Raw genomic sequence first — 25280 nt, forward strand, 5'->3', positions numbered from 1 at the left:
TATCATTTTATATTTATTACTTCTTAGAAAGAGACATTTAAACCAAGTGATACGGACTTCGTAATAGGATAGCACTGTCCGTTCGGAGTATCCAACTCGGGATCCCACATTTTGAACTTAGAGAATTGCAGCAGATTAGATCCGGCAATGAAGATACGCGCACTTTGAATAAAGTTCGGTAACAGCGTCTTTTTAGAGAAGCTATACCCTAGCTCGATATTTTTCAACCGCAACATACTCATATTACGCAGCCACCAAGTGGACGATTGTGCATTGTTCTTGTTTTCCATACGGGAAAGGCGGGGCCAAAATACATTCTGACTTGGATTTTCGGGGGTCCACCGATCATTGTAATTGGAGTAAATAGCACCCCAACCGTCACCGCTTCCCGGAATAAAAGCATTCTTACCGGCACCAATCACACGGTAAGTCTTGCCGTTGCCCTGAAAGAAGAAGCCAAGATCAAACTGCCGGTATTTCACAGTCGCACCAAAACCATACACCAATTGGGGATCTATCGTACCACCGATAGCTGTTTCATCGAAACTATCCACAACGCCATCATCATTCAGGTCTTTATATTTGATGTCACCCGGACGTACCGGTCCGAAGGTATGCTTAGGAAGTCCCTCCTTCAGTGAACCATCTGCCTTGAAATCATCTTCCGTAAACAATCCCTCGTCTACAAGACCGAACAATTGGTTAATGCGGTGCCCTGTGCGGGCACGATTGGTTCCTACTACAGAAAGCGGTTCATCCATTTCCCTTATTTTGCTTTGTGCATAAGTGAAAGTTCCCTGTAACATGATAGTCCAATCCTTACCCAGTTGCTTATTAAAGGCCAGTGACAAATCAATACCCTGATTGCTCGCCTCACCATAGTTGGCAAAAGGCACTTGAATAAATCCCGCGGTAGAAGGTATAGTCTGACGTTGCAGGAAAATATCATAACGAAGGTCATAGAAGTAATCGACAGACAGATCTAAAGCATTCCATAACCCCAGATCGATGCCGACATTGAGTTTCTTTACTTTTTCCCAAGTCAGAAGAGGAGAACCGGCCAATCCCTCCTGCTTGCCATTTGCATAACCATAATTGTTATCAACCCCCCAGTAGTAACCATCCGTCACATCAATCGTAGTCAGATAAGGGAAACGGATATCCCTGCGGTTCTGGCCTAGACAATCATTACCGACCAATCCGTAAGAGCCGCGAAGTTTTAAAGTAGAAAGAGTATTCTTATAGCGTTCCATAAAGGGTTCTTCCGATATCACCCAGCCCAGAGCTACGGAAGGGAAGAATCCGAAGCGGTGTCCGCTGGCAAAGTTCTCAGAACCGTTATAACCAAAATTGACCTCGCCTACGTAACGACTATCATACGTATAAGACGCGCGTCCTGCTATACCCTGAAAACGGAATGGTAGTTTCTCACCTTCATCAAGGCTACGCTGGTTATACATAAACATTGCACTAATGGCATGCTTACCAAATGTCTGGTCATAATTGACTGAACCTTCAAGATATACACTCTTCGTTCCAAACTCGGCCTCCTTCATGTAATCAAGATAAGGCTTACCATAACTCTGAATAGTAAGATTAAGTGTACCGTCCGGATTACGTCTGGTGGCTGCTGCATCGTAGTAATTCGGCTCCTTGGTACGAAGCACAGAGTTAGCGGAATAACTATCAAATGAGAAAACTCCTTTCACCTTTAATCCCGGTAATAGGAACTTTAAATCTTGCTCAACAGAGAACAACGACTCTATCTTGGTCGTATTGGTGTTTTTATATCCATTTTGCGTCGTTACAGCCCATGGATTATTATGTTGGCCATGTTTGGGAATCTCACCGGTGGAGTAGCGTGTAGGATGTACATAAGGGGGAGTGAAGAAAGCATCTTCATACAACTTCGGAGCTCTGTCCGGTGCACTTGTTCCTTCCTGTAAATACCCGCCGATGCTAACACGCAACAGAGTGGTAGGTGTCACATTCACATCCACATTCGAGCGTAAGTTATAACGGCGTAGTCTGGTAGAGGAATCCCACTCTTGACGTGAATCATTCTCAAGAAGTCCCTTCTCCGAATAAACCGAAGCAACCAACGAATAGCGAAGAATCTCACTACCCCCGCTTACTTCAAGGTTAGCACGTGTGTTATGCCCCATATCTTTCATGATTGCATCTATCCAGTCTACATCCGGATAGAGGTCGGGATCTTCACCCGTACGATATTTTTCAATATCCTTATAAGGTGCCGGTAAACCTTCGTCAGCATACAGTTCGTTCATCAGGCTCAGATAGTCATACGACCCGATCAACTTAGGTGTTTTTCCCAACATCGTAACGGCCTGCTCAAAACGTACATTCACTGAAGGCTTTCCTATCTTGCCACGCTTTGTATTGATCAGGATAACACCATTCGCACCACGAACACCATATACCGCACTGGCAGATGCATCTTTCAGTATGGAAAACGACTCTATTTCAGCAGGATCGATATTATTCAGATCCCGTTCGATGCCATCAACAAGAACCAGGGGATTGTTGCTTCCTTTGAAAGAAGAGATGCCGCGGATAAAGAAAGTGGAGTTATCATACCCCGGTTCCCCGGTACGTTGCGCCCCGATGACACCTGCCAGTTGTCCAATCAGGTTAGTACTCATGGAACGGCTTGTACCTACCTGTAGTTTCCTCGGCTCGATGGTAGTGACGGCACCCACCACAGAAACTTTCTTCTGCTTGCCAAAACCTACCACCACGACCTCATCCAATGCCTTTGCATCTTCTTTCAGTGCCACATTGACGTTCAACTGATTCCCAACAGTGATTTCTTGTGATTCGAAACCTATATACTGGAATACAAGTACGGATTTCTTATCCGGAACAGTAATAAAATAGTTTCCGTCCACATCGGTAACAGTACCCGACGTTGTTCCCTTTATTACGATATTCACTCCCGGTAACGGTTCACGCTGCATATCCCGCACGGTACCGTTTATCGCAATTCCTTTCTTTTGCTGGGTAACTTCCATTACACCGGCATTGTCAAACGTATGTGCTTCCATAGTCGATACCGGTTTTGTATAGTCATCCTCAGCTGCAAGGGGAAGACTCACTAGACCCAGTAAACCGGCAAAACATACTCGTTGTAAATTAATAATCAGTGCTTTCTTGTACATGATTAGATTGATTTGATTAACATTAAATAGTATACATCTCTCTTGTATATGCTTATATCAAAGCATAAGATATTTGAAATCGTTTCTGTTTCTTCTTGATCATTGCATAGGCACTACATCTTTTAAAGGTTAAACTTATTTCTATCCATTCATAAATTCTCACTTAATTCTTCCAATGACTTGCCTTTTGTTTCGGGAAAGTATAGCCAGGCCACCAGCATCTGCAACAGCATCATAATGGAGAAAAATCCGAAAGTGAAAGCAAGACCGATTCCCCCATTTTCCGCTATCACCGGGAAACAGAATGTTATCAGAGCTGCAAAAAGCCAATGGGTTAAACTACCCAACGATTGTCCTTTGCTCCGCACCGAGTTAGGAAAGACCTCAGCTATCAACACCCAGATTACAGCACCGGTAGACATACCGAAGAAAGCGATATAAAATAAAATTGAGATTAACAGAGGAATACCACCCAGATCGAAGGCAAAGAATATGTAGGAAGCAACACCCAAGCATACCGCCATACCCATTGAGCCAAACATAAGCAATTTACGCCGACCAGCTTTATCTATCAGCAGGAAGCCTATAAATGTGAAAACCAGGTTCACGATGCCAATAGCTACAGATTGTAGTAAAGAGTCTCCCGACGATAAACCACTCTGCTCAAATATTCTCGGTGCATAATACAAAATAGCATTAATGCCGGAGAATTGATTAAACATAGCAACCAGAAAAGCAACAATGATAGCTTTCTTATTCGCTTTAGTGAAAAGAGCACCTTTCTGAGCAATATTCTTCCTGATCTGTTGCTGTATAGCCCCGACTACTTGCTCTACCTGCGTATCATCAATCTGCATCAGTACCTCTTTAGCCTGAGCTATTTTATTCTTCATCACCAGGAAGCGAGGACTTTCGGGAACAAAGAACAACAGGATGAAATAGATTAAAGCCGGAACCCCCTCAATACCCAACATGATACGCCATGAATAATCCGACAAATCATATAACAGGTAGTTGGAAACATAAGCCATCAGTATACCGAATATCACATTGATCTGAAAAATAGCGGTCATCTGTCCTCTCACTTTAGCCGGAGCCACCTCTGATATATACATAGGCGCCACCACCGATGAAGCCCCCACACCCAACCCGCCAATAAAGCGGAAAAAGATCAAAGAACCTGCATCAAACGAAAAAGCACATCCTACGGCAGAAAGCAAATAGACCGACGCTATAATCAGCAACATAGGACGCCTTCCATATTTATCCACAGGCTTACTGATTCCCAAAGCCCCGATAACCGTCCCGATTAGCGCAGAAGAAATAGTAAATCCATGCTCTACGGAGGTTAAACTGAATATAGCCTGAATGGTCTTTTCTACACCGGAAATAACCGCTGTATCAAACCCGAAAAGGAAACCGCCTAAAGAGACAATTACCGACCAACTTAATATACGAAAATAGTTTTTCATGGTATCCATTTATTTTATGATAATAATGAAGAGGAAATCGTTGCACAAATATACCCGGCAGTAGTAAATATGAGTATCAATATTGTTTCGTATACTATCACCATTCCGATTCCGAAACATCCATTATAGTAAATGAAACATGCTACTTCGGATCAGGTACAAATATTCCTTTTTCAGGTTATCACTCATAAAGAATCTTCATTCTTCAATGCCATACGTTTAAGAAATGCAGTAGGTAATTCCTTATAGAATTCACGATAACATTTAGTGAAATAGGCCGGCGATGAGAACCCTACCCGGTATGCAATCTCCGCAACGGCAAGATCTGTTGTAGACAATAGTTTTTTAGCTTTTTGCAAACGATACACCCTAAGCAGTTCATTGGGAGAATAACCGGTCTGTTCTTTTATTCTCCGGTAAAGTTGTACACGAGACAAGCCTATAGACTGCCCGAAAGCCTCTACTTTAAAGCCACTATCGGCAATGTGACTATCCATCAAGGCATATATCTTTTCCATGAACAGGCGCCCTTCCAGTTTTACTCCGTCATTGGGTGTAGAATCTGCCTCATTCAAAATCGCTTTTGCATCCTTCCTGCTTTTAATCAAATTCTTGACGTAAGCCAGTAAAAGAGACGAATCGAAGGGTTTCTCAAAATAAATGTCCGCTCCGCAATCAATGCCTTTTATCTTCTGACTGCTTAGCGTCAAGGCCGACAATAGAATGACAGGAATGTGATGCGTTATGGATTCACCTTTTAAACGCCGACAGAGTTCAAAGCCATCCATCATGGGCATCATTACATCTGCAATCACCAGGTCAGGCAAATACTGAGAAGCCAGTTTAAGTCCGTACTGACCATTCTTCGCCAGCAAAACAATATATTCTGTTTGCAGCAGGTTGCAAATGAAGTTCAGTATATCCAGATTGTCATCCACCACTAAGATGACAGGTTTATTTCTCTCATTCAGAAGAAGTGTTTGATTGCCAAGGTCTATGTTATCTCCTTCTTCATCATTGTTTTTAGTTTCCAACGAGAAAGTCTGTCCTTCTATAGTTGCATTGAGATAAGGCAGAATAACATAAAATTCCGATCCTTTACCTACTTCACTTTTCACCCTGATATCCCCTCCATGAAGTTCTGCAAAAGCTTTTGCAACAGCCAGGCCGATACCCGAACCTGATGAATAGTTATCGACTTTGAAGAAACGGTCGAATATGTTCTCTATATATTCAGGATCAATCCCGACCCCGGTATCGGAGATTTTAATGACAGCCTTCTTTTCATTCGCATCCCATTCGTTGTACAAATCCACCCGTATCGTTCCTCCCTGATTCGTAAATTCAAGGGCATTCGATAATAGATTGTAAAACAGACGTTCTATCTTATTGTAATCAAGAGCCATTTCAAAATTCGCGGCATCTTCTGTTACATGAATACAAAACTTAATGCTCTTTCGCTTAATGGCAGGACAAAAGGCCTTACTCCACCCCTCGATACAATCTTTCAGATTCGCTTGTGACAGGTTCAGCGCCAGCTTTCCATTCTCATATTTCCTAAAATCAAGAAGTTGCTTAACCAAGCGGTGAAGGATGATAGCATTCCGTTTTACCATTACCAACAGGTCGTATTGATCATGCTTCATCTGATGATTCTGCAACAACAGCTCGACCGGTTCTATAATAAGTGTCAGGGGAGTCAGAAAGTCATGTGAAATGGTAGTGTAGAAGTGCAATTTCGATTGTGTAGCTTCCTCTAATTGTCTTCTCTGCAACTCCAGTTGCTCATTCTTATCTTCAATATCCTTGTTCTTTTGAGATAATTCATTGTTGTGTTGTTTATTCTTCCGGAATGCATTCATCAGCAGATAAAGAAACAGCAGTAACAAAACCAGAATAATGACAGAGCAATATAAAAGCACCTGCTGGCGTGCATACAATGAGATATTTTTATTAATGTCTTTATTCAGTGAGAATATCTTATCGCTTTGTCCATTCATATACCTTGCCTGAAGCTTCAATATTCTGGCATTCGTATGATCCACCTGAGTAGTAGGCAGGATCGTCTCCCGTTCGAACGGCTTATTTTGCAGGATATTCATGGCAAGCTCCATTATCTTATCCCCTCCTGTAGCATTCACAAACGAAGCTGCTAAAACTCCATCCAATATCATATCGACACCGTATCCATCTTCAGCAAGCCCATCAATACCCACAAAGGTGATCTCCTTCTCTCTTCCCTCCGCTTTCACAACCTTATATGCACCCTTAGCCATCCGATCATTGTGGGCAAACACCAGATCTATTTCCGGATTCAGCTGCAATGCCTCTTCCATTTTCTTTTCTCCAATGCTTTCCAGGAAAATACCACTCTCCGAATAAATAATCTCTATATCCTTATATTTATTAACGACAGACATAAATCCCTCATGCCTTTCAATTGTAGGAGAAGCACCTTCTGTACCCTTAATCTCAACAATCTTTCCTTTCCCTTTCAGGTATTTCACTATAAATTCACCTGCCAAAGCACCTATTTCATAATTATCAGGACCGATATATGCAGTGAACTTATCTGAACGTATCTTCCTGTCGCTGATAATAATGGGGATATTACTTTTGTATGCCATCTCAACAGCAGGGGTAACAGGTGCCGATTCATTGGGAGAGATAATCATGAGATCCACCTTTTTCTTCATGAGATAAGCTATATCTTCAGCCTGTTTAGCATTATTGTCATTAGCGGAGCAGAAGATAACATCTATATTCCCCCTGAACATAGCCTCCAGAAAAATTTCTTTATTCAACTTGTCACGCCACTCGTCATCACTACATTGTGATACTCCTATCAAATATCTTTTCTCCTCATTTTGCCGACAAGAAAAAGATATAAGCATCAAAAATGATATTCCTATCAATAGTGATACTCTCCTTAATTTACATTCAATTCCTATCATCATGTTCTTCATGTATATTGATTCAGTAATCGCAAACATAATGATTTAAACAGAAGTTCAATATAACAGATGATTCATATAATATTATAATATCATTTATCAGGGTTTTGGAGAAAGAAAAAACAGCAATATTCTATCATGTTGACAGAAATATAGGATACTGATAAAGCATTGATATATTGCAAAATCTTGAAGGAATATAAAAATCCGGATACTGATAAGGAATGACAGTACGCTTACTGTATTCTTCACATCGACACACAGAAAATAATACGGGTACCTTGAGTGTAGCCTTTATCAATCATCAGGTATCCACCCAGCCTTTCCGCAACGATACGGCAAATAGACAAACCGAGTCCTGCTCCCTGACTAAAATTATCCAACTTCACAAAGCGCTCAAAAACACGCTCCTGTTCCTCGACAGGAATACCGATCCCGGTATCTGTAACCGTGAAAATCAATTGATTCTCTTCTTTCTTAACCTCATAGGCTAATGTAACGGAACCCTCATGAGTGAACTTCGATGCATTACCCAGCAGGTTGTCGAGTACCTGCACTATATAATTATAATTACTGTTTATGATCAGTTCATCACAGGCTGGTTCAAAAACGAGCTTTACGCCCGGGTCGAAGGATGCCCCCGCCGCATCTACCGAAGCTTGGCAACAAGCATTGACATCAACAGCATTATGCTTGATTTCAACCTCACTGTCGAGAATGGAAATATCAAGGATATCACCTACCAGCTTCAATAATAGCTTGCTGTTACTCTCAATCAATGCAACATATTGCCCGATGTCTTCCTTTTCATCAAGCATATCAACCAATACCCCGGAGAATCCGACAATGGAGTTAAGCGGAGTACGGATTTCATGGGACATATTCTGAATGAACATTGTTTTCAGCCAATTACTCTGTTCAGCAAGCTCTTTGGCTTTACGCAGTTCCTCCTCGGCTTTAATTAATGTACGATTCTGCTCGTCCAGTTTATTTTTTGCCCTATGCAACTTTGCATTGAGTTTTCTCTGTTGCCACAAGAAGATAACGACGACACATAAAATACCTATAACAGAGAATAAAATGGTCCGGGTATTTTGCAGTTGTTTCTTCTGAGAAATCTTCTCCAGACGTACCTTTTCAGCATTGAGCTGCTGCAAATTCAGCATGGTAGCAAACTCACTGGTGGTGATTTCTTCATTCCTTTCTCTCTCCTTCTTCTGTTCCAACAGAAAATCGCGGTATAACCCGGCTGCTTCTTCTTTACGATTCATATCCCAAAGAATATCCGCCTTCATTTTTCTCAGTAGCACCAGGGTCGTCAGATTGTTTTTCTTCTTCAGTTCGTTTTCCCGTTCATCCAATACGCTAAGGGCCTTATTATAGTTGCCCACCCTCCAGTTATAATCAATCTCTACATCATATAAATAGTGGATATGACGTTTCATTGAAGGTTCTTCCATATACATTCGCCTACATTCCTCCAATGCCTTGCGGGCAGCTGCTGTATCTCCTTGTGCAAGATAGAGTGATACATAAACCAGTTTGGCCGTCACTTCATGATAAGTGGTTTTAGAGGTTTTGAGTGCCTTTTTAAGAAGTTCGGGAGCTTTTTCCGCTTCGCCCAGATCAATGTATATCTTTGCGGCATCACTATACTGACAGGATATATTATATCTTACCACATTGGCATTCTCAAAAATATCAATCTCTTTAAGCATGAACTCCTGAGATTTTTTCACTAAACCCTTAGCCCCATATACATTGGCCAATGCATAATAGCACTCAGCAATACTTCCCTGATCTTTCTCACCTTTGGCCTCCTGCAACATCTTTTCAGCTTCAAGAAGAGCAATGTTATATTCTCCCTGTATGATATAATAGTTAACCAACCTGGCAGCCCACGCCCAGTAGTAAAGTTCTGCATTACCGACCCTTCTGGCATATTGTTTTAAGCGATTGACTCCGGCTATGATGCTATCTGTACGGTTCTCACCCTGTCCGTAATAGTAATAGTCCACCTTGGCTCCCAAAGCTATCTTAGCCATCACCGTATCGTTGCACCTGATTGCCATATCGAACAATGTATCCGATGCTGCAAGAACAATGGGATCAGTAGGATCATTGAAATACTGTTTATAGTAAGCACGCATGCTTTTAATATCAGTAGAGTCTACATTTTGGGGTGAAATAGTTCCTACAACCAAATGCAAAAGAACACAGGCAAGAATCGTTTTTTTCAGCATAAGTTATTTGTCTGTTGTATGTTATATGATGATAAAGATATGTTTTATCTGTGAAATAAAATATCCCCCTACCTCACAAGACAGACTAATTGATGATTTTTACCTTTTTATTGCATATAATAAGCATTGTTTAGGATAACAACAGCAAATAAGCAAGCAAACGTTCATCTCATTTATAGAACCTATTGATAGAAAGAATAGCTTCATTCAACTTCCTAGTATCTATTTTATAATCTTCCAAGGGGTTCAAAAGGCTATCACTGATTTCTATGCAGCCAGAGGGTTGTTTTTCCAAAATTGTATGGTTGTCCACAATAAAGGCATAGTCCAGATAATCGCCTACAACGTGCCAATTGCGTGAGCAGGTATCGGTGAGGAGATGCCCCATGCTATAGTCCGAAGGGGGACTGGTCACCCCCAACACTTCAGTCATCAAAGTAGGTACAAAATCATAATGGGTGGTGACATGACGGTACGTATGCGATGGCTTTCCCGGGTCATATAATAAGAAAGGTATATGCGTCTGTACAGGCGAGTAATTGCTGCCATGCCCCCAATAGTTCTTGTGATTTTCATTAAACTCCTGTCCATGGTCGCCTGTAATGATAACAAGTGTATTATCCAGTAACTTCTTCTCAGCAAGTTTCTGCAAGACACAACCAGCCAGAGAGTCCACCTCCGCCATGCAGTTGTAATATAGATTCAAGAAAGGAGTCGGATCAATATTGTTATCCAATTTCATATAGTCTGCAAACTCCCAAGTGGGTTTAAAACGGTAGAGCTTGTCCTTAGAAAGTTCGATTCCATGTGCCAAGTCGTAAAAAAGAAATGAGAAGAATGGTTGTGTACCACTCCCTAAAGTATCAAGTGATTGAAGGTAATCCGTCGTAATACGGCAGTCACGATCGTAGACAGTCTCTCCCGGTGTATGAGTACGCAAGTTAGGAACTTTCGAAAAGAGTATTTTAGCAAATGGCGGGCTGACAAGGGTGGCACTAGGGTAAATACCTATCCGGTAGTTCTGCGCCAATAATTCTTCTATCAGTAAGGGCTGAATGCCTGACAACTCAAAATCGCTCCAATAAATGGAAGAAAGGCTGAAGAAAAGCCCAAAGATACTGCCGCGTGTACCGTTACTGCTACTCAGGTGGGAGGTGAAGTTACTGCAACTATCGGCAAAGTGAGTGATGCAGGGCATTACATCTGGGTTAAAAGCACGATAGTTCCACGAATCGATGGTTATCAGCACTACATTCTTAGAGGTAGAATGAACTCGGTGCTCCAGAGAATGTACCGGATAGTTGAGATCCGTGGTCTGCTTTTTATTCTTGAAATTCATCTTGATGACATCTTCGGATGAGACTACTCCTAATTTTATCATCAGCCGGGTAGCTGTCAGCGGAAAATAATAAGGCAGACATGAAGCACTGCGAATCACCGAAGGTTTCTGCATAACGGCTGCATAAGCATGGTAAAGATTGGAAAACAGTGCAAATAGAATCAGCACTGAAAGTGCCGGCCAGAAACCGCAGCGATGAAAACGATCATAACAACGTCCGGCAAGCAACCGCAGCAGAGTATTAACGGCAAACACACCCAACAGCACCCCAGCCATTTTGAGGTAAAGCCAGGGGCTGAACGTGAAAATCTCACTATTCCCCTCGCCAAGCAAGAGATTTAGAACGAAGCCATTAATGTGGAATTTATAGAGGCTGTATACACTACCGTCTATATAAGCAAGAGCATTGAGCAGCGTTACAAGAATAACGTGTACCATAGCAGCAGCTTTACTATGCCGTACAATAAGCGCCACCATCATGGACACTGCATAGGGTATAAATGCCCACAAGGCAGCATGCGAACAAGCAGCCGTTACATAAAAGAACCATCCGCCGACATCCATTACAGAAAGCCGAGGACTATTAATGAGATAAAAAAAGAACTGTACGGTAATCGTCAGCACCGAAATAGCATAAAAGATAAATCCTTTGCCCCACAAACTTCGCAACTGCATTTTTTGCATTACCATTATTATAAAGTTTTGTCGCCTATAGCTTTCCCCTGATTTGGCAATAGTTAAAAAAAGACGTAGGAATCTATACCAACTTCTTCTCCATACCCACTACTTTGTAAGCCTAAACATGGAGAATAGCACTCTGTAAACGTCTTGTCATGTATTATTTAGAATCGCTTCCACGCTTGGAAACTATGATTCAGATGCAAAGGAAATAATTTTATTCATACAGGGCAAAGTTCTTTTCAAAAAAAATTCGCTTTGCACTACATTAACACTTCACATGCAGCACAAAGCGAACATTTCTATATCGATGTTATTTCTGCGTCACCCCTTTCCAGTCATCCGTACGGAAAGGTGAAGCCGGAAGGCCGGCACCATTATATAAGTTACAAACCGGATTGTTGGCCCATGCGTAACGCACGGCAACGGGATACGGCACATCGGGAGAACTCACCACAATCTTATCACCCTGTATTTCGGCCTTCGCCCAGTGGAATTTATGATCACGACCGGCAATGGCAAAGCCTTGCAATGCCTTCCCGTCACTACTCTTTAAGCCACCATCCGTATGATCAAAAGAAAGGATGATCTTATCCCCATCTACCTGATAGGAACGATAGACGGGACCGGAATAAGGAATTTGTTCTCCGTACGTCTTGGCACGGGCCACCAATGCCAGGCGATGTCCAACGGCCTGTTTATCTTTCGGGTGGATGTCATTGGCATCGCCTTTGTCAATAATCACAGCCATTCCGGTATTCGCTACCGACAATGTACGCTCTTGTGCTTCACGAAGTTCCGCCCAGTCAGAATCAACGGGGTTTGGAGACACTTGCATAAAGTTGGCCAACTGCACAAAATAGAATGGAAAATCCTGCCCCCAGTCCTTACGCCAGTTCTCGATAACCAGCGGGAAAAGCTCACGATACTGATAGGCACGGGAAGCATTGTTTTCCCCCTGATACCAGATAGCACCACGGATACTGTAAGGCACCAGCGGATGGATCATAGCATTGTATAAAGATGTCGGCAGATTGGGGTCCTCGGACATATCCTTCGGAAACATACCCTCTTTCCGGGCATCGGCGGCTATCTGATATTTCCATTCACCGGCCAGGCTGATTTGTTCTCCATTGTCTGAACGGAGATAAAGCTCATCCGGCATGCCACAGCCACCGCCTGTATCTGTCACACGGACAGCCAGCGTAAGCGGTCCTGCTTTCACCAGCTTACCCGGAACGGTGTAATTGCGTTGAACAGAATAGCCATCCGTACGGCCCACTTCCCGACCATTCCAATACGTTATATCATTATCATCAATGGCTCCTAAAACTAACTGCACCTTCTTACCTGCCCAGGATGCAGGAATATCGACGGTGCGGCGAAGCCAGATCAGTCCGTCAAAATCACCAAGCCCTTGCTGATCCACCATTCCGGGGAAGTTCAGTTTGCCCCAGGCTTTATCATCCAGAGATGCCTCAGCCCGTACCGGTTTTCCGGCAGCAAAGCCTTCATCAACGCGATTGTTCCAAGCTTCCAAAGCTTTCAAATAGTCCGCTTTCATCGCAGTTTTATCGGGCATTGCACGAATATCTTCCACCACTTTACTAAAATCCGGCATTTCCTGTAACACCTTCCCGCTTATCCAGGACTCTACATTGGTCCCACCCCAGGAAGTATGAATCAGCCCGACGGGTACATTCTGTTTTTCAGAGATTTCACGACCAAAGAAATAGGCGGTAGCCGAAAATTCAGGAACGGTCAGCGGTGAGCATACTTGCCAGCCATTATCACGGATTTTGATATCCGTCTCCGGCTGTGTACTGGTTACATGTTCCACATGCAATAAACGGATATTGGGATGATTAGCGGCGGCTATTTCCTTCTCATAATCCATAATCTTTCCCCATCCTTTCAGAGGCATTTCCATATTGGATTGTCCGGAACAGATCCATACCTCACCAATCATTACGTTCTTCAACACTAGTTTCTGACCATCGGTCAGTGTAAGCTCATACGGGCCACCCGCTTCAGGGGTACGAACGGAAAGCTTCCATTTACCCTCCTTATCAGACAGCGTTTCATACGTCTTCCCGTCCCAGGAAGTGGTTATTTTCACCGTTTTCATCGGTTTTGCCTCACCCCAGATAGGGGCATCCGCCTGTTGCTGCAACACCATGTTATCCGAAAACATCGGAGGCAATACCACCTTGGCCGAGATTGTACCGGATAACAACAGCAAAGCTGCAACTAACATACATTTGTTTTTCATATCAGTTAATTATTGGTTTAAACAGACGCATTGCAAACAGTTGCTTTAATCACATACCACCGTCGCAATATCGGAAAGCAAAGATAGCCAGAATTTCATATTCGAAATAGTGTTATTGCCCTAATAAATGCAATAATCTTTCCATTTATCACGCTAAATAGAAAGATATTCCTACTTTTGCACGAAAATCAACGCGTTATTTTATGGTTTTAAATTACATTTGGGTAGCATTCTTCGTAATTGCTTTCATTGTGGCACTCATCAAGCTCCTGTTTATGGGCAACACAGAAATCTTTACGGAGCTTGTCAATTCAACATTCACTTCCTCGAAAACAGCCTTCGAAATATCACTGGGGCTGACGGGCATCCTTTCTCTATGGCTGGGTATCATGAAGATCGGCGAGCAAAGCGGTATGATTAACGCACTGTCCCGCTGGCTGAGTCCGGTGTTCTGCCGTCTTTTCCCCGAAATACCCAAAGGGCACCCTGCCATGGGTTCCATCTTTATGAATCTCTCCGCCAATATGCTGGGACTGGACAATGCAGCCACCCCAATGGGTTTGAAAGCTATGAAGGAACTGCAAGAACTGAATCCCCAAAAGGATACGGCAACCAATCCGATGGTCATGTTCCTGGTGCTCAATACTTCCGGATTGATCCTGATCCCTATCAGCATCATGATGTATCGTGCCCAGATGGGCGCTGCACAGCCTACCGACATATTCATCCCCATACTGATCACATCAGCCATCTCCACCCTTGTGGGAGTGATTGCCGTCAGCATTGCCCAACGTATCAACCTGATCAACAAGCCCATCCTTATCCTCATCGGTTGCATCAGCCTTTTCTTTGCAGGGCTGATTTACTTGTTTATGAGGCTTGGCCGGGAAGAAATCGGCACGTATTCCACACTGATTGCCAACGTTATCCTGTTCAGCATCATTCTTTTGTTCATAGTCTGGGGATTGTGGAAGAAAATAAATGTATATGATGCCTTCGTAGAAGGTGCAAAAGAAGGCTTTACCACCGCCGTGCGCATCATTCCATACCTGGTGGCGTTTCTGGTGGGTATTGCCGTTTTCCGCACTTCCGGCGCAATGGATATGCTGGTAAGCGGCATCGGTTACGTTGTGGGATTGTTCGGCGCAGACACCAGCTTTGTAGGCGCTTTGCCAACCGCACTGATGAAATCGTTGAGTGGCAGCGGTGCCAACGGTCTGATGATTGACACCATGAAGGAGTATGGCGCAGATTCTTTCGTAGGGCGAATGAGTTGTGTAGCCCGCGGCGCTTCGGATACCACCTTCTATATCCTGGCCGTCTACTTCGGAAGTGTAGGCATCACCAAAACGCGTAATGCCGTCACCTGCGGACTGATAGCGGACCTTGCAGGTATCATTGCCGCCATCATCATCAGCTATCTGTTTTTCTTTTAATTTATAATTTTTAATTGATATGATTTCCTATCAGACAGACGGTGTAGAAATGCCCGCCATCAAAAAGAGCCAAACCACAGAATGGATTAAAGCCGTTGCCGCCACTTACGGGAAAAGAGTCGGTGAAATCGCTTATATTTTCTGTTCCGACGAGAAAATCCTTGAGGTGAACCGCCAGTATCTGCAACATGATTACTACACGGATATCATCACTTTTGATTATTGCGAGGGGAATCGCCTCAGCGGTGATTTATTTATCAGCCTCGATACGGTACGCACCAATGCAGAGCAGTTCGGCAGTGACTATGAAACGGAACTATACCGGGTTATTATCCACGGTATTCTGCATCTTTGCGGCATTAATGATAAAGGACCGGGAGAACGGGAGATTATGGAGGCAGCAGAGAATAAAGCGCTGGCTATGCGATAAAGAAACGAAAGAAAGTCGCTGTTTAGAGCATCTATAGATGGGACGCGCAGGATATATAGATGGGACACGCAGGACCTATAGATCGGATGTATAGGATATATAGATCGGATATGCAGGATATATAGATGCAACGTGCATGAGATTATGACTCATGCACGTTGTATTTTATATCCATCTTTTTATTTCAATAAGAACTTCTCCGCACGTCCCGGAGAGAAGAGTTCCCACAAGGAAGCAACCGTCCAGCCCGGAGCGAAGATATTGTTATAATATCCCTTTCCATTGCGACCATAATCCCAGTTGGTATGCTGCACAACTTCGGGATAAAAGCCCACTTTGGCCACACCGCACATGTGTCCTTCGTACGGCAAAAGTTGGCGCATAGAGGTAGAAATCACCTGTGCAAATTCTGAGAAACGAGGTTCACTGTATTCTTTGGAAAGCCAATTCAATACGTCGGCAAATTCGAAAACAAACACATCGATGTGGTTATTCTCTACCGATACATTTCCCCAGCCACGGGTTTTCAAACCGATATCACCCAGCATCTGACCTTCGGCAAAGGGAACGTCCCAGGTATAATACCAGGATAAAGCAAAATAAGCCGCTTTCTTCGACAGTTCGGCATAATGTGCACGCTCTGCACCTTTAGTAACCAAAGCCAGATAATACGTAGCGGTAGCGGCATACAGGGAAGCTTCTTTATCCTCACAATTTGCATCCAGGGTCGAAGAGAAGAAATCGGCCTTGGAGATAAGTTCTTTCTCCAGATAGCCCACCGTGCGTTTCGCACTCTCCAGATAACGTTTATCCTTGAAATACTTGTAAGCCATCACCAAAGGCAAAGTGGCCGAAGGGGTGCTTCCACCGGTTCCGTCTACAATGGAGAAATCATCCTTAAACTTGCGCGGGAAGCTGCCGTCCTCGTTCTGTAAACGCAGGAAGCTATCCAAAATACCTTTGATACGCTTCTCCCACTCAGGATGTTTGCGCTTCTGCTGCTTTTCGTAACTCAGGTAATTCAGCACGGCATACACACCCTCTGACTGACGACGGATGCTGTGCTTGGATTCTTTAAAGCCACGATTGTAATGTACCACCTCATTGAAGAATCCTGCCGGAGAGAAACCGTTCTGAAGATATGTATCAAAAACACTGTTGGCACTATTCATTAATTCCTGGCGGTTCTGTTGCGTACCATATTCCAGTGCATTGAAAGCATTGAGCAACGTACGTCCCACAAATCCGATTTCGGCAACATCCACATGATCGCAAGTAGCCGTTTTCAGTTCCACGCCTGAGTAGTAATGAGTAGGCGTATTGTCCACATAACTTTCTACAAAGAAATTGCTGAGTACTTCTTTCATTCTGTCCACCGTATAAGGTGTATCAACAGGCTGAGGGCGGTTGGTATCGTAGCAATACTCCCAGGTACGCTGCACGCACTCAGAGAAATCGGCAGCATCTATTTCCGCCAACTCCCAGGTCAGAGTAATGCTGTCTCCCTTGCGAAGCGACTGGAAAGCCTCAACGGGAGGAGCTAAAGTCAATTTACGAATATAAGTTTTCGGAGCTTCCCGATACGGAAAGCCGTAAGAAAGCACAGTCATGCCTCCTACATTTTCAAATCCGGTATAGCCTATGGATGTTTCTCCGGACACAATGACCTCTCCTTCTTTGTGAGTGGCCAACGCCTCCTTGTCAAACTTATCAATGCGGATAACCGACATTGATTTACCATTTGCAGGACTGAAAGCTGCTGTAAGCGGAGTACTCAGACGGTCCTCGCGCACCAACCAACTATCGGAAGTATGGAATGAAGGTGCTTCCTTGGGTGAACGCAGATTGCGACGATACCAGAAACCGGGCATATAGAACTGGCAGTCATCATGCTTATAACCGGTTTTTATCTGCTCTCCATAATTGAAATACACATTCTCCAGAGCTTTGATGACAACATTGATGCGTTGTTTTCCATCTTTCTCTGTAACCTGACGGGTAATGACCAGCGGCAGATTCTCGGAAGGCTGACAATTGTACACGCCATCCTGCACTTTCCGGAGAGTTAATGAATAGTGTTTGGCATCATTTCCCGGAACTTTTAAAGATACGGAAACATTCTCTGGAATATAGTTTGCCGCTCCAATATTTGCAATGCCCGCAGAAAGCATTATCCCTAAAAACAATCTTTTTAACCTCATATTCAATCTTCATTTTACTATTTTACAATACAGGCCTTTCGGATTCTGATGACGGAGAATTGCCAGACACGGATGGCCATCCGTTTTTCCAATCAACCTTATCCAGCATCAACACACGACCTCCGGGATTCTTGGTACTCACTGCATGATAAAACACCCAGTCATTACCCGCCTTATCCGTTACAATCTCTGAGTTATGTCCGGTACCTACAAAAGCCTCATTCTTATGAATCAGTACTTCATGGTGGTTATCCAGCATCTTCCTACCGTTTTTATCCACATAAGGTCCAAAAAGTTTCTTCGAACGACCTACAACCGTAGTATAAGTACTTTTCAATCCTTCACAGCAAGTTCCTATAGATGCAAAGAAATAATAATAACCATCTTTTTTATGAATATATGTTCCTTCATAGGCTGTTCCTGCCACCCGGCGGAGCTTGGCACCTTTCCTAACAGAAAGTCCGTCATCCGACAGTTCAATGCCGTAAATTCCCCGGAAACTACCCCAAAAGAGATATTTCTTTCCTCCATCCTCTATATAGAAAGGATCAATGGAATTCTGTACATTGATTTCATTGCTGCGGAACATCTTTCCATGATCTGTAAAAGGGCCTTCGGGCTTATCGGCAGTGGCACATCCGATACCACAGGTCCATTCGCCACCCCAGACAGACATAGAATAATAAAGCACGTATTTATCACCTATTTTATTGATATCAGGAGCCCAGAGTCCTCCTTTAGGTTCAAAATCCGGACGAGTGCCTTTGGTAAAAGCAGTACCCACATACTCCCACTCCACCAAGTCTTTTGAACGATGGATAGGCAAGTTTCGGATATCTTCGGTGGCATACAGGTAATAATAACCATCTTCCCCTTTGATAACAGAGGGATCGGGCAGGCTATAATTTACAACCGGATTCTGATAGTTTTTGACGGGTCCTTTCGCCATAAGCAAACAGCTTATGGCGAGAAAGGCTCCGATTAACAATATTTTCTGCATATATTCACCATTACTTATTTACAAACCGGAGCTTCTGCCTCGGTAGATGGACTATTACCGGCAATCACCGGCCAATCATTTTCCCAAACAATCCGGTCAATCATCAAATAGCGTCCTTTGCTCGGGGTGTGTCTGTCATAACTATGATATAACATCCATTCATTACCCTCACTGTCCGTTATAATCTCCGAGTTATGACCCGGCCCTACAAAACGATCATTGGCTCTGATCAGCACTTCATATTTATTGTCCAGCATTGATTCTCCGTTCTTATTCACATACGGGCCTAAGAAAGAAGTGGAACGGCCGACAACCGTAGTATAAGTACTCAACATAGAGTTACAGCATGAACCGACAGATGCAAACATGTAGTAATAATCGCCACGTTTATGAATGTAAGGTGCTTCAAAAGCAGTACCCGCAACCTGCACTCTTTCTTTCTTGGCTGTTGCAATGTCGGGATATACTCTTGTACCGTCTTCATTCAGCTTCACAGCATACAAACCGTTGAAACTACCCCAAACCAGCCATTTCTGTCCGTTGTCTTCGAAGAAACAAGGATCGATGGAGTTTCTTACATCAATTTCACTTGAAGTGAACAACTTTCCTTTTCCATCTACCGATATATCCAATGTGAAAGGACCTTCGGGAGAGTCAGCCGAAGCAATACCGATACCGGCAGTTGCAGGCTTGCCCATGGCAGACATGGCAAAATACAGGATATATTTGTCACCGACCTTTTCGATATCCGGTGCCCAAACAGCTGCACCTGATTCCGTAACGAAGGTAGGTTTCGTTGCAAACATCTTGCCTCCGTCTGTCCAATGAATCAAATCTTCCGACTTACGGATTACAGATGTATTGGTGGCATATACATAGAATGAATGGTCGTTCTCTTTCCAGACTGTAGGGTCAGCTGCGCTGTAATCAGTCAATGGGTTTGAATAAGGATTCTTATAGTTTGCAGTTCCCTTATTATCGTCGTCCGAGCAGGATGCCAAGGCTCCTGTCAGAGCCAAGGCAAACAATATATATTTACTTCTCATATATTATCTTATTTATATCTTTGTTCAAGTTCTTCTACCGGGATATTATCTTCATAACCGTCGTAACCATAGTTCTGATTGATACGGCCTTGAGTGTTGGATTCTATGGCATTACGCGGAATGGGCCACAACACGTGATACGGCTTCATGATAAATGCATTGGTTGAATAATAATATTCAGTTGCAAAGAAATTATTCTTCTCCATCATGCGGTCATAATACCAGTTCTTTTCTGAAAAGTTATTGAGTGAATATCCATCTATGCCCTTTTCTGCTTTCAGGAAGGCAATACGAGTCAACTCAGTCTTACGATGGTCTTCCAGGAACAATTCTCTAGCTCTTTCATCCAGGATATCTTCCAGTGTAACAGATGAGAGTTCCGGTGCATTCACACGACGACGGATTGTATTCACATCCTCAGTAGCCAGATCGTTCTTGCCTAACCACCAGTAAGCCTCAGCTCTATTCAGGTAAGTTTCGGCAAGGCGGAAGATATACTGGTCAGTGAAACCACCTACAGGTACTTTACCGCCTGCATTCGGATCATCCTTATCAATCAGAACCTTCACAATCGGGAAAGAGAAATAACAGCGCATGGTATCGGTACAGTAAGCAGGATCAACCGGTTGACCGAAGTAAGCGGCACTACCTCCCTTTGAAGCCGGCAGATTATATTTGATACGTGACTTATCATACCAGTTATTGGAATTATGACGCATATCATCTCCACAATTCTTCCACAACTCATATTGTGCATAGTTGGTAGGACGTATCTTGGCAAGACCTCTACCCAGCTCTTCCAACTGTTCGTATCCATCATAAATACCTGATGCATCAGTCGTTCCGTTCTTTCCGTCCGGTGTCTTCATTTTGCTTCCGGCATGCCACTGCGGCACGAAGTTACGCTTGCGTTTTGAACCGCTTGGAGAAGAACATCCGTCCAGACCGTAGATTTCCTGACCGATCATAATGCCTTCTTTGTTCTCAACAATACTGATATTCTCTTCCTGGAACAGGTCGTTGTATACGTCCTTACTCTTATCATCCATATTGATACCGAAACGTTCGGTCATCAGACGCAATCCGTAATCATTGATACAACGAGTAGTTGCATCTACTGCCTGTTGGAAGTCACCGGTAGCCAGACATATTTTAGCCAGTAAATGTTCACCTGCAGCTCTGCTCACAGCACCACGGATTACTTCTTTTGGCAACCATTGTACGGCATATTCCATATCTTTCTTGATATTTGCCAGAATAGTCTTGCGGGAAACGGTATTAAAGTCCAGTTTTGCACCGGTAATTTCTTCTCCAATCCAAGGTACATCTCCAAATTGGTTAGTCAACAGATAATACCAGTAAGCACGATGGAAATACCCTTCTGCCAAACAAGCGTTTCTGTCTTCTTCCGAAGCCATACCTTCAGCTTCAGGAGCACGGGTAATAACCGTATTGGCATACTTGATACCGTTCCATCCAAAAACCCAGTAACGAAGATGCAGATACATATTAGTGGTTGGAGTCAACTGAGTCACCATATTATGGATTTCCTTCGTTTCAGGACCACCCATAACGGCCAGGTCAGACCAAGCATATTCATATACAGAATAGGTTTCACAGTTTCCGGAGTTGAAAGCGTCTCCAAACCATTCAAAATTCATCTGTTTACGGCAGAGGCGAAGCATGGTTTCCAAACCTGCTTTATCAACAAAAGTGTTCTCCGGTGTCAGGAACGACATCGCCTTCGGTTCAAGATCAACACAAGCAGAAAGACTGGCAGCTATCAGGCAACTTGCCAGACCTTTTAGTATATATTTCTTTGTTTTCATTTGAATATCTTTATTTAATTATCGTTCTATCAGATTATAAGGTAATGTCTACACCAAACGTCCAAATGCGTGGAGTAATGGCCTTAGTCAAGGGATCGGAAGTTCTCCATTTAGAGATAACGAATGCATTATCCACATTAATGCTGAATCTTAGATTATCAATCATAAACTTGTTGATCAACTTCTTCGGGAATGTATAAGACAATGCCATATTCTGCATTCTTACGTAATTTCTCTTTTCGTAAATGTTCACACCCGGACTGTCGATGTTTGCACCCAGACGAGCATACTTGCTATTCGGATTCCATGGTGTCCAATACTCGGTCCAAACAGAGTTTGAAGTATTGTAGAAACGGTTAGTTTCGTTTCTCGGCAGGTTATCAATATCCATCCAACCGAATTCCCCACGCAGCACAAAAGAGAAATTGATGCATTTGAACAAATTCAGGTCACTGCTCAACGTCATACGATGCTTCGGAGTTTTTGTACCCAACCAAAGCTTATCATCATCATTGATCTTACCATCATTATTAACATCCAGCAATCTCGGGTCACCCGGCTGCTTGCCATATTTTGCAGCTTCCAATTCTTCACCCAGTTGCCATACACCAATCCACTTATAATCATAGATTTCATCAATAGCGTGTCCGATATACCAACCGTTCTGTACATCATCGTCTTCACGCTGACCGATAACGTTACCATCTGCATCCAGCACATCAATCATATCACCATACAAGTGCTTGATTTCGTTCTTATTAGTAGAATAAGTAAAGGTGGTATTCCAACGTACATTAGAAGTATTGATATTTACACTTGACAAAGTCAACTCAGCACCCTGGTTAGCAAGCTCTCCTAAGTTAGAAGCAATTTTACCGTATCCTGAGATTTCAGGCATAGCACGGTCCATCAACAAATCGTTCGTTTTGTTCTTATAAAGTTCTACAGAACCGCTCAGTCTGTTTTTGAACAATCCAAAGTCAACACCGAAGTTGAATCCGGTAGTAGTTTCCCATTTCAAATCTCTGTTAGCCAAACTTGAAGGATATACACCTTTATAGTTTACCCCATTCTGAATAACGTTGGTAATAGTTAATCTTGAGAAGGCAGCATAACGACCGATGTCACGGTTACCGGTTTGTCCCCAGGAAAGACGCAGCTTCAGGTTGTTAATCCATTCAACATCTTTCAAGAATTTTTCTTCTGAAATACGCCATCCGGCAGCAACTGTAGAGAATACACCGAAAGGATTATTCTGTCCGAAAGCTGAGAAACCGTCACGACGTACAGAACCTGTCAGCAAATAACGATCCATCAAAGAGTAATTCAAGCGCCACAACAAACCATTACCAGTCTGCATTTCGTCATTTGCACTGACAGTAGGAGTTATACCGGCCTGAATACCATGATAACTCAATGCGCCATTCGGCTGGAAACCTTCATTGTTTCCTGTACTCTGCCAGTTCTGGTACTTTTCAGCAGTATATACGAAAGTGAAGTCAAAGTTATGAATTTTAGCAAAGGTACGGTTCCATTTCAACATGTTATCAATGCTCCATTCATAGTCTGAATAGTCCACACGTTTTGCTTTACCACCTGCTACTACACCCGGTTTGATATCAGAATCAAAATAGTAATCCTTTCTCCAGCCATAACGCACATTGAAAGTTGTCTGCCAGGTAAATCCGAAAGGAAGAGTTAGCTTACCATAAACGCTAGAATTAAAGGTCTGCGTTCTGTAATATTTATCATCCACCGAACGATTCAATAACGGATTGGCAATACGGTTGTCATCCCAAGGTCTAACCTTGATGCTTCCATCAGCCTCATAAACGTCTCCAAAGGGACTGGCTGCCTTAGCTGCACCCGTATCTGCCTTAATATCATCCGAGCCTTTATGAACGAACTGCGCATTCAAACCAATATTCAACCATTTCGTAATCTCAGTATCCAAATTCACACGTGATCTTGAAGCACGGAATTGATCACCTACTACAATACCATCATTATTAGTGTAACCTAACGACACATAATAGTTGGTTCTTGCCGTCTTACCGGAAACAGAGGCACTGTAATCCTGTCTCAAACCATTCTGATAGACGAGATCCATCCAGTCAACGAATTTACCGGCTTTATAGTTGTTAACCTCAATAGGATTGAATTCCAGTCGTTGCATCCAGGTTTCAATATAATCACCAGAGAAAGAGCTGTCATAGCCTGCCCATTGTTCACGAGAAACGCCATCGGGCAGATTGTCGGGATTATCATAATAACCCAAGCCATGCTGTTGTTCACCCGGCTTAAAGTAATCGATTGTTTTGAAGTAATCAACACGCCTCTGCATATACTGTTCAGCAGTAGGCATCTCCGGCATAAAAGTAGCTTGTGAAACACCTATTTTTGTACTTACGTTGATAATAGGTTTCTCAGAAGAACCTCTCTTGGTATTGATAAGAATGACACCTGCCGATCCTTTCGAACCGTAGATAGCAGTAGAGCTGGCATCCTTCAGGATATCCATACTTTCAATGTCATTCGGATTAATATCATCAATATTACCATAGAATACCACACCATCCAAAACAATCAAAGGAGAAGTACTGGCCTTCAAGGATTGTTTACCACGAATCAAAAGTCCGGAGGCACCGCCACCTGCATCAGTAGAAGGAGTGATGTGCACACCGGGAACAGTACCCACCAGGAAGTCAAGAGCATTTGTTGCAGCCCTGTTCTTTGTCACTTCCTCACCAACGTGTGCCACAGCACCTGTTACATCCTTTCTCTTCATCGTACCATAACCCACCACAACAACTTCATCCAGCAACTTAGAATCTTCCACTAATGTAACATTCAGAGTTCTTGCGTTGGCATCAATCGTTTTTTCTACCGTTTGATAACCAATGAATGAGAATACTAAAATAGATTTTTGTGCAGGAACGTTCAATGAATACTTACCATCTAAATCGGTAATAGTACCCAAAGCAGCATTACCCTTTACAGTAACGTTTACACCGATTACTGTTTCGCCCGTGGCATCTTTAACGACACCCGTAACGATTCTGCCCGATTGGGCTTGAGCATAAATTGTAGAAATGAGGAGGAGGAGTAACATCCTAACCCTTGCATCAGAAAAGAATCTTAAAATCTTCTGCTTCATAATATTAAATTTTAAAAAATTGTAAAGACTTACTTAGCTTTAAA

The 25280-nt window shown here is 43.1% G+C and carries 13 protein-coding genes; 2 read left to right on the forward strand and 11 right to left on the reverse strand.

Annotated elements, in window-relative coordinates:
- Positions 1 to 23: 23 nt before the first annotated feature.
- The 6 genes from K6V21_RS04800 to K6V21_RS04825 form a co-directional block, all read right to left on the reverse strand.
- Positions 24 to 3179, reverse strand: a complete 3156-nt coding sequence (locus K6V21_RS04800; protein WP_224321009.1) for a SusC/RagA family TonB-linked outer membrane protein — start codon at positions 3177 to 3179, stop codon at positions 24 to 26.
- 149 nt (positions 3180 to 3328) lie between these two features.
- Positions 3329 to 4651, reverse strand: coding sequence for a sugar porter family MFS transporter (locus tag K6V21_RS04805; RefSeq protein ID WP_258771237.1), 1323 nt, complete (start codon positions 4649 to 4651; stop codon positions 3329 to 3331).
- 185 nt (positions 4652 to 4836) lie between these two features.
- Positions 4837 to 7500 carry a substrate-binding domain-containing protein gene (locus tag K6V21_RS04810; RefSeq protein ID WP_224321011.1) on the reverse strand — a complete coding sequence of 888 codons (2664 nt, stop codon included), beginning with the start codon at positions 7498 to 7500 and terminating at the stop codon, positions 4837 to 4839.
- 353 nt (positions 7501 to 7853) lie between these two features.
- On the reverse strand, positions 7854 to 9848 hold the full coding sequence (locus K6V21_RS04815) for an ATP-binding protein (protein WP_224321012.1): 1995 nt from the start codon (positions 9846 to 9848) through the stop codon (positions 7854 to 7856).
- 169 nt (positions 9849 to 10017) lie between these two features.
- On the reverse strand, positions 10018 to 11877 hold the full coding sequence (locus K6V21_RS04820; protein WP_224321013.1) for a sulfatase-like hydrolase/transferase: 1860 nt from the start codon (positions 11875 to 11877) through the stop codon (positions 10018 to 10020).
- A gap of 301 nt (positions 11878 to 12178) precedes the next feature.
- The gene (locus K6V21_RS04825; RefSeq protein ID WP_224321014.1) at positions 12179 to 14137 is read right to left on the reverse strand and encodes a sialate O-acetylesterase; all 1959 of its coding nucleotides are present in this window, start codon (positions 14135 to 14137) and stop codon (positions 12179 to 12181) included.
- Positions 14138 to 14340: 203 nt separating this feature from the next.
- On the opposite strand from K6V21_RS04825, the gene K6V21_RS04830 reads away from it, so the two are divergent.
- Both K6V21_RS04830 and ybeY read left to right on the forward strand, forming a co-directional pair.
- The gene (locus K6V21_RS04830) at positions 14341 to 15573 is read left to right on the forward strand and encodes a nucleoside recognition domain-containing protein (protein ID WP_217712826.1); all 1233 of its coding nucleotides are present in this window, start codon (positions 14341 to 14343) and stop codon (positions 15571 to 15573) included.
- A gap of 19 nt (positions 15574 to 15592) precedes the next feature.
- Positions 15593 to 16003, forward strand: coding sequence for an rRNA maturation RNase YbeY (ybeY, locus tag K6V21_RS04835; protein WP_224321015.1), 411 nt, complete (start codon positions 15593 to 15595; stop codon positions 16001 to 16003).
- Positions 16004 to 16182: 179 nt separating this feature from the next.
- Here the strand turns inward: ybeY and K6V21_RS04840 are convergent, their stop codons facing one another.
- The 5 genes from K6V21_RS04840 to K6V21_RS04860 all read right to left on the reverse strand — a co-directional run bounded on the left by K6V21_RS04840 (position 16183) and on the right by K6V21_RS04860 (position 25236).
- Positions 16183 to 18204 (reverse strand): hypothetical protein, encoded by a 2022-nt coding sequence (locus K6V21_RS04840; protein ID WP_224321016.1) that lies wholly within the window; start codon positions 18202 to 18204, stop codon positions 16183 to 16185.
- A 22-nt stretch (positions 18205 to 18226) separates the two neighbouring features.
- A complete protein-coding gene (locus K6V21_RS04845) occupies positions 18227 to 19153 on the reverse strand; it encodes a family 43 glycosylhydrolase (protein WP_258771239.1) in 927 nt (308 codons plus the stop codon).
- 65 nt (positions 19154 to 19218) lie between these two features.
- The gene (locus K6V21_RS04850; RefSeq protein WP_224321018.1) at positions 19219 to 20250 is read right to left on the reverse strand and encodes a family 43 glycosylhydrolase; all 1032 of its coding nucleotides are present in this window, start codon (positions 20248 to 20250) and stop codon (positions 19219 to 19221) included.
- Positions 20251 to 20258: 8 nt separating this feature from the next.
- Positions 20259 to 22079 (reverse strand): RagB/SusD family nutrient uptake outer membrane protein, encoded by a 1821-nt coding sequence (locus K6V21_RS04855; RefSeq protein ID WP_224321019.1) that lies wholly within the window; start codon positions 22077 to 22079, stop codon positions 20259 to 20261.
- 34 nt (positions 22080 to 22113) lie between these two features.
- The gene (locus K6V21_RS04860) at positions 22114 to 25236 is read right to left on the reverse strand and encodes a SusC/RagA family TonB-linked outer membrane protein (RefSeq protein ID WP_224321020.1); all 3123 of its coding nucleotides are present in this window, start codon (positions 25234 to 25236) and stop codon (positions 22114 to 22116) included.
- Positions 25237 to 25280: the final 44 nt, after the last annotated feature.

The sequence above is a fragment of the Bacteroides cellulosilyticus genome, from assembly GCF_020091405.1.
In the GTDB taxonomy this organism is placed as follows: Bacteria; Bacteroidota; Bacteroidia; order Bacteroidales; family Bacteroidaceae; genus Bacteroides.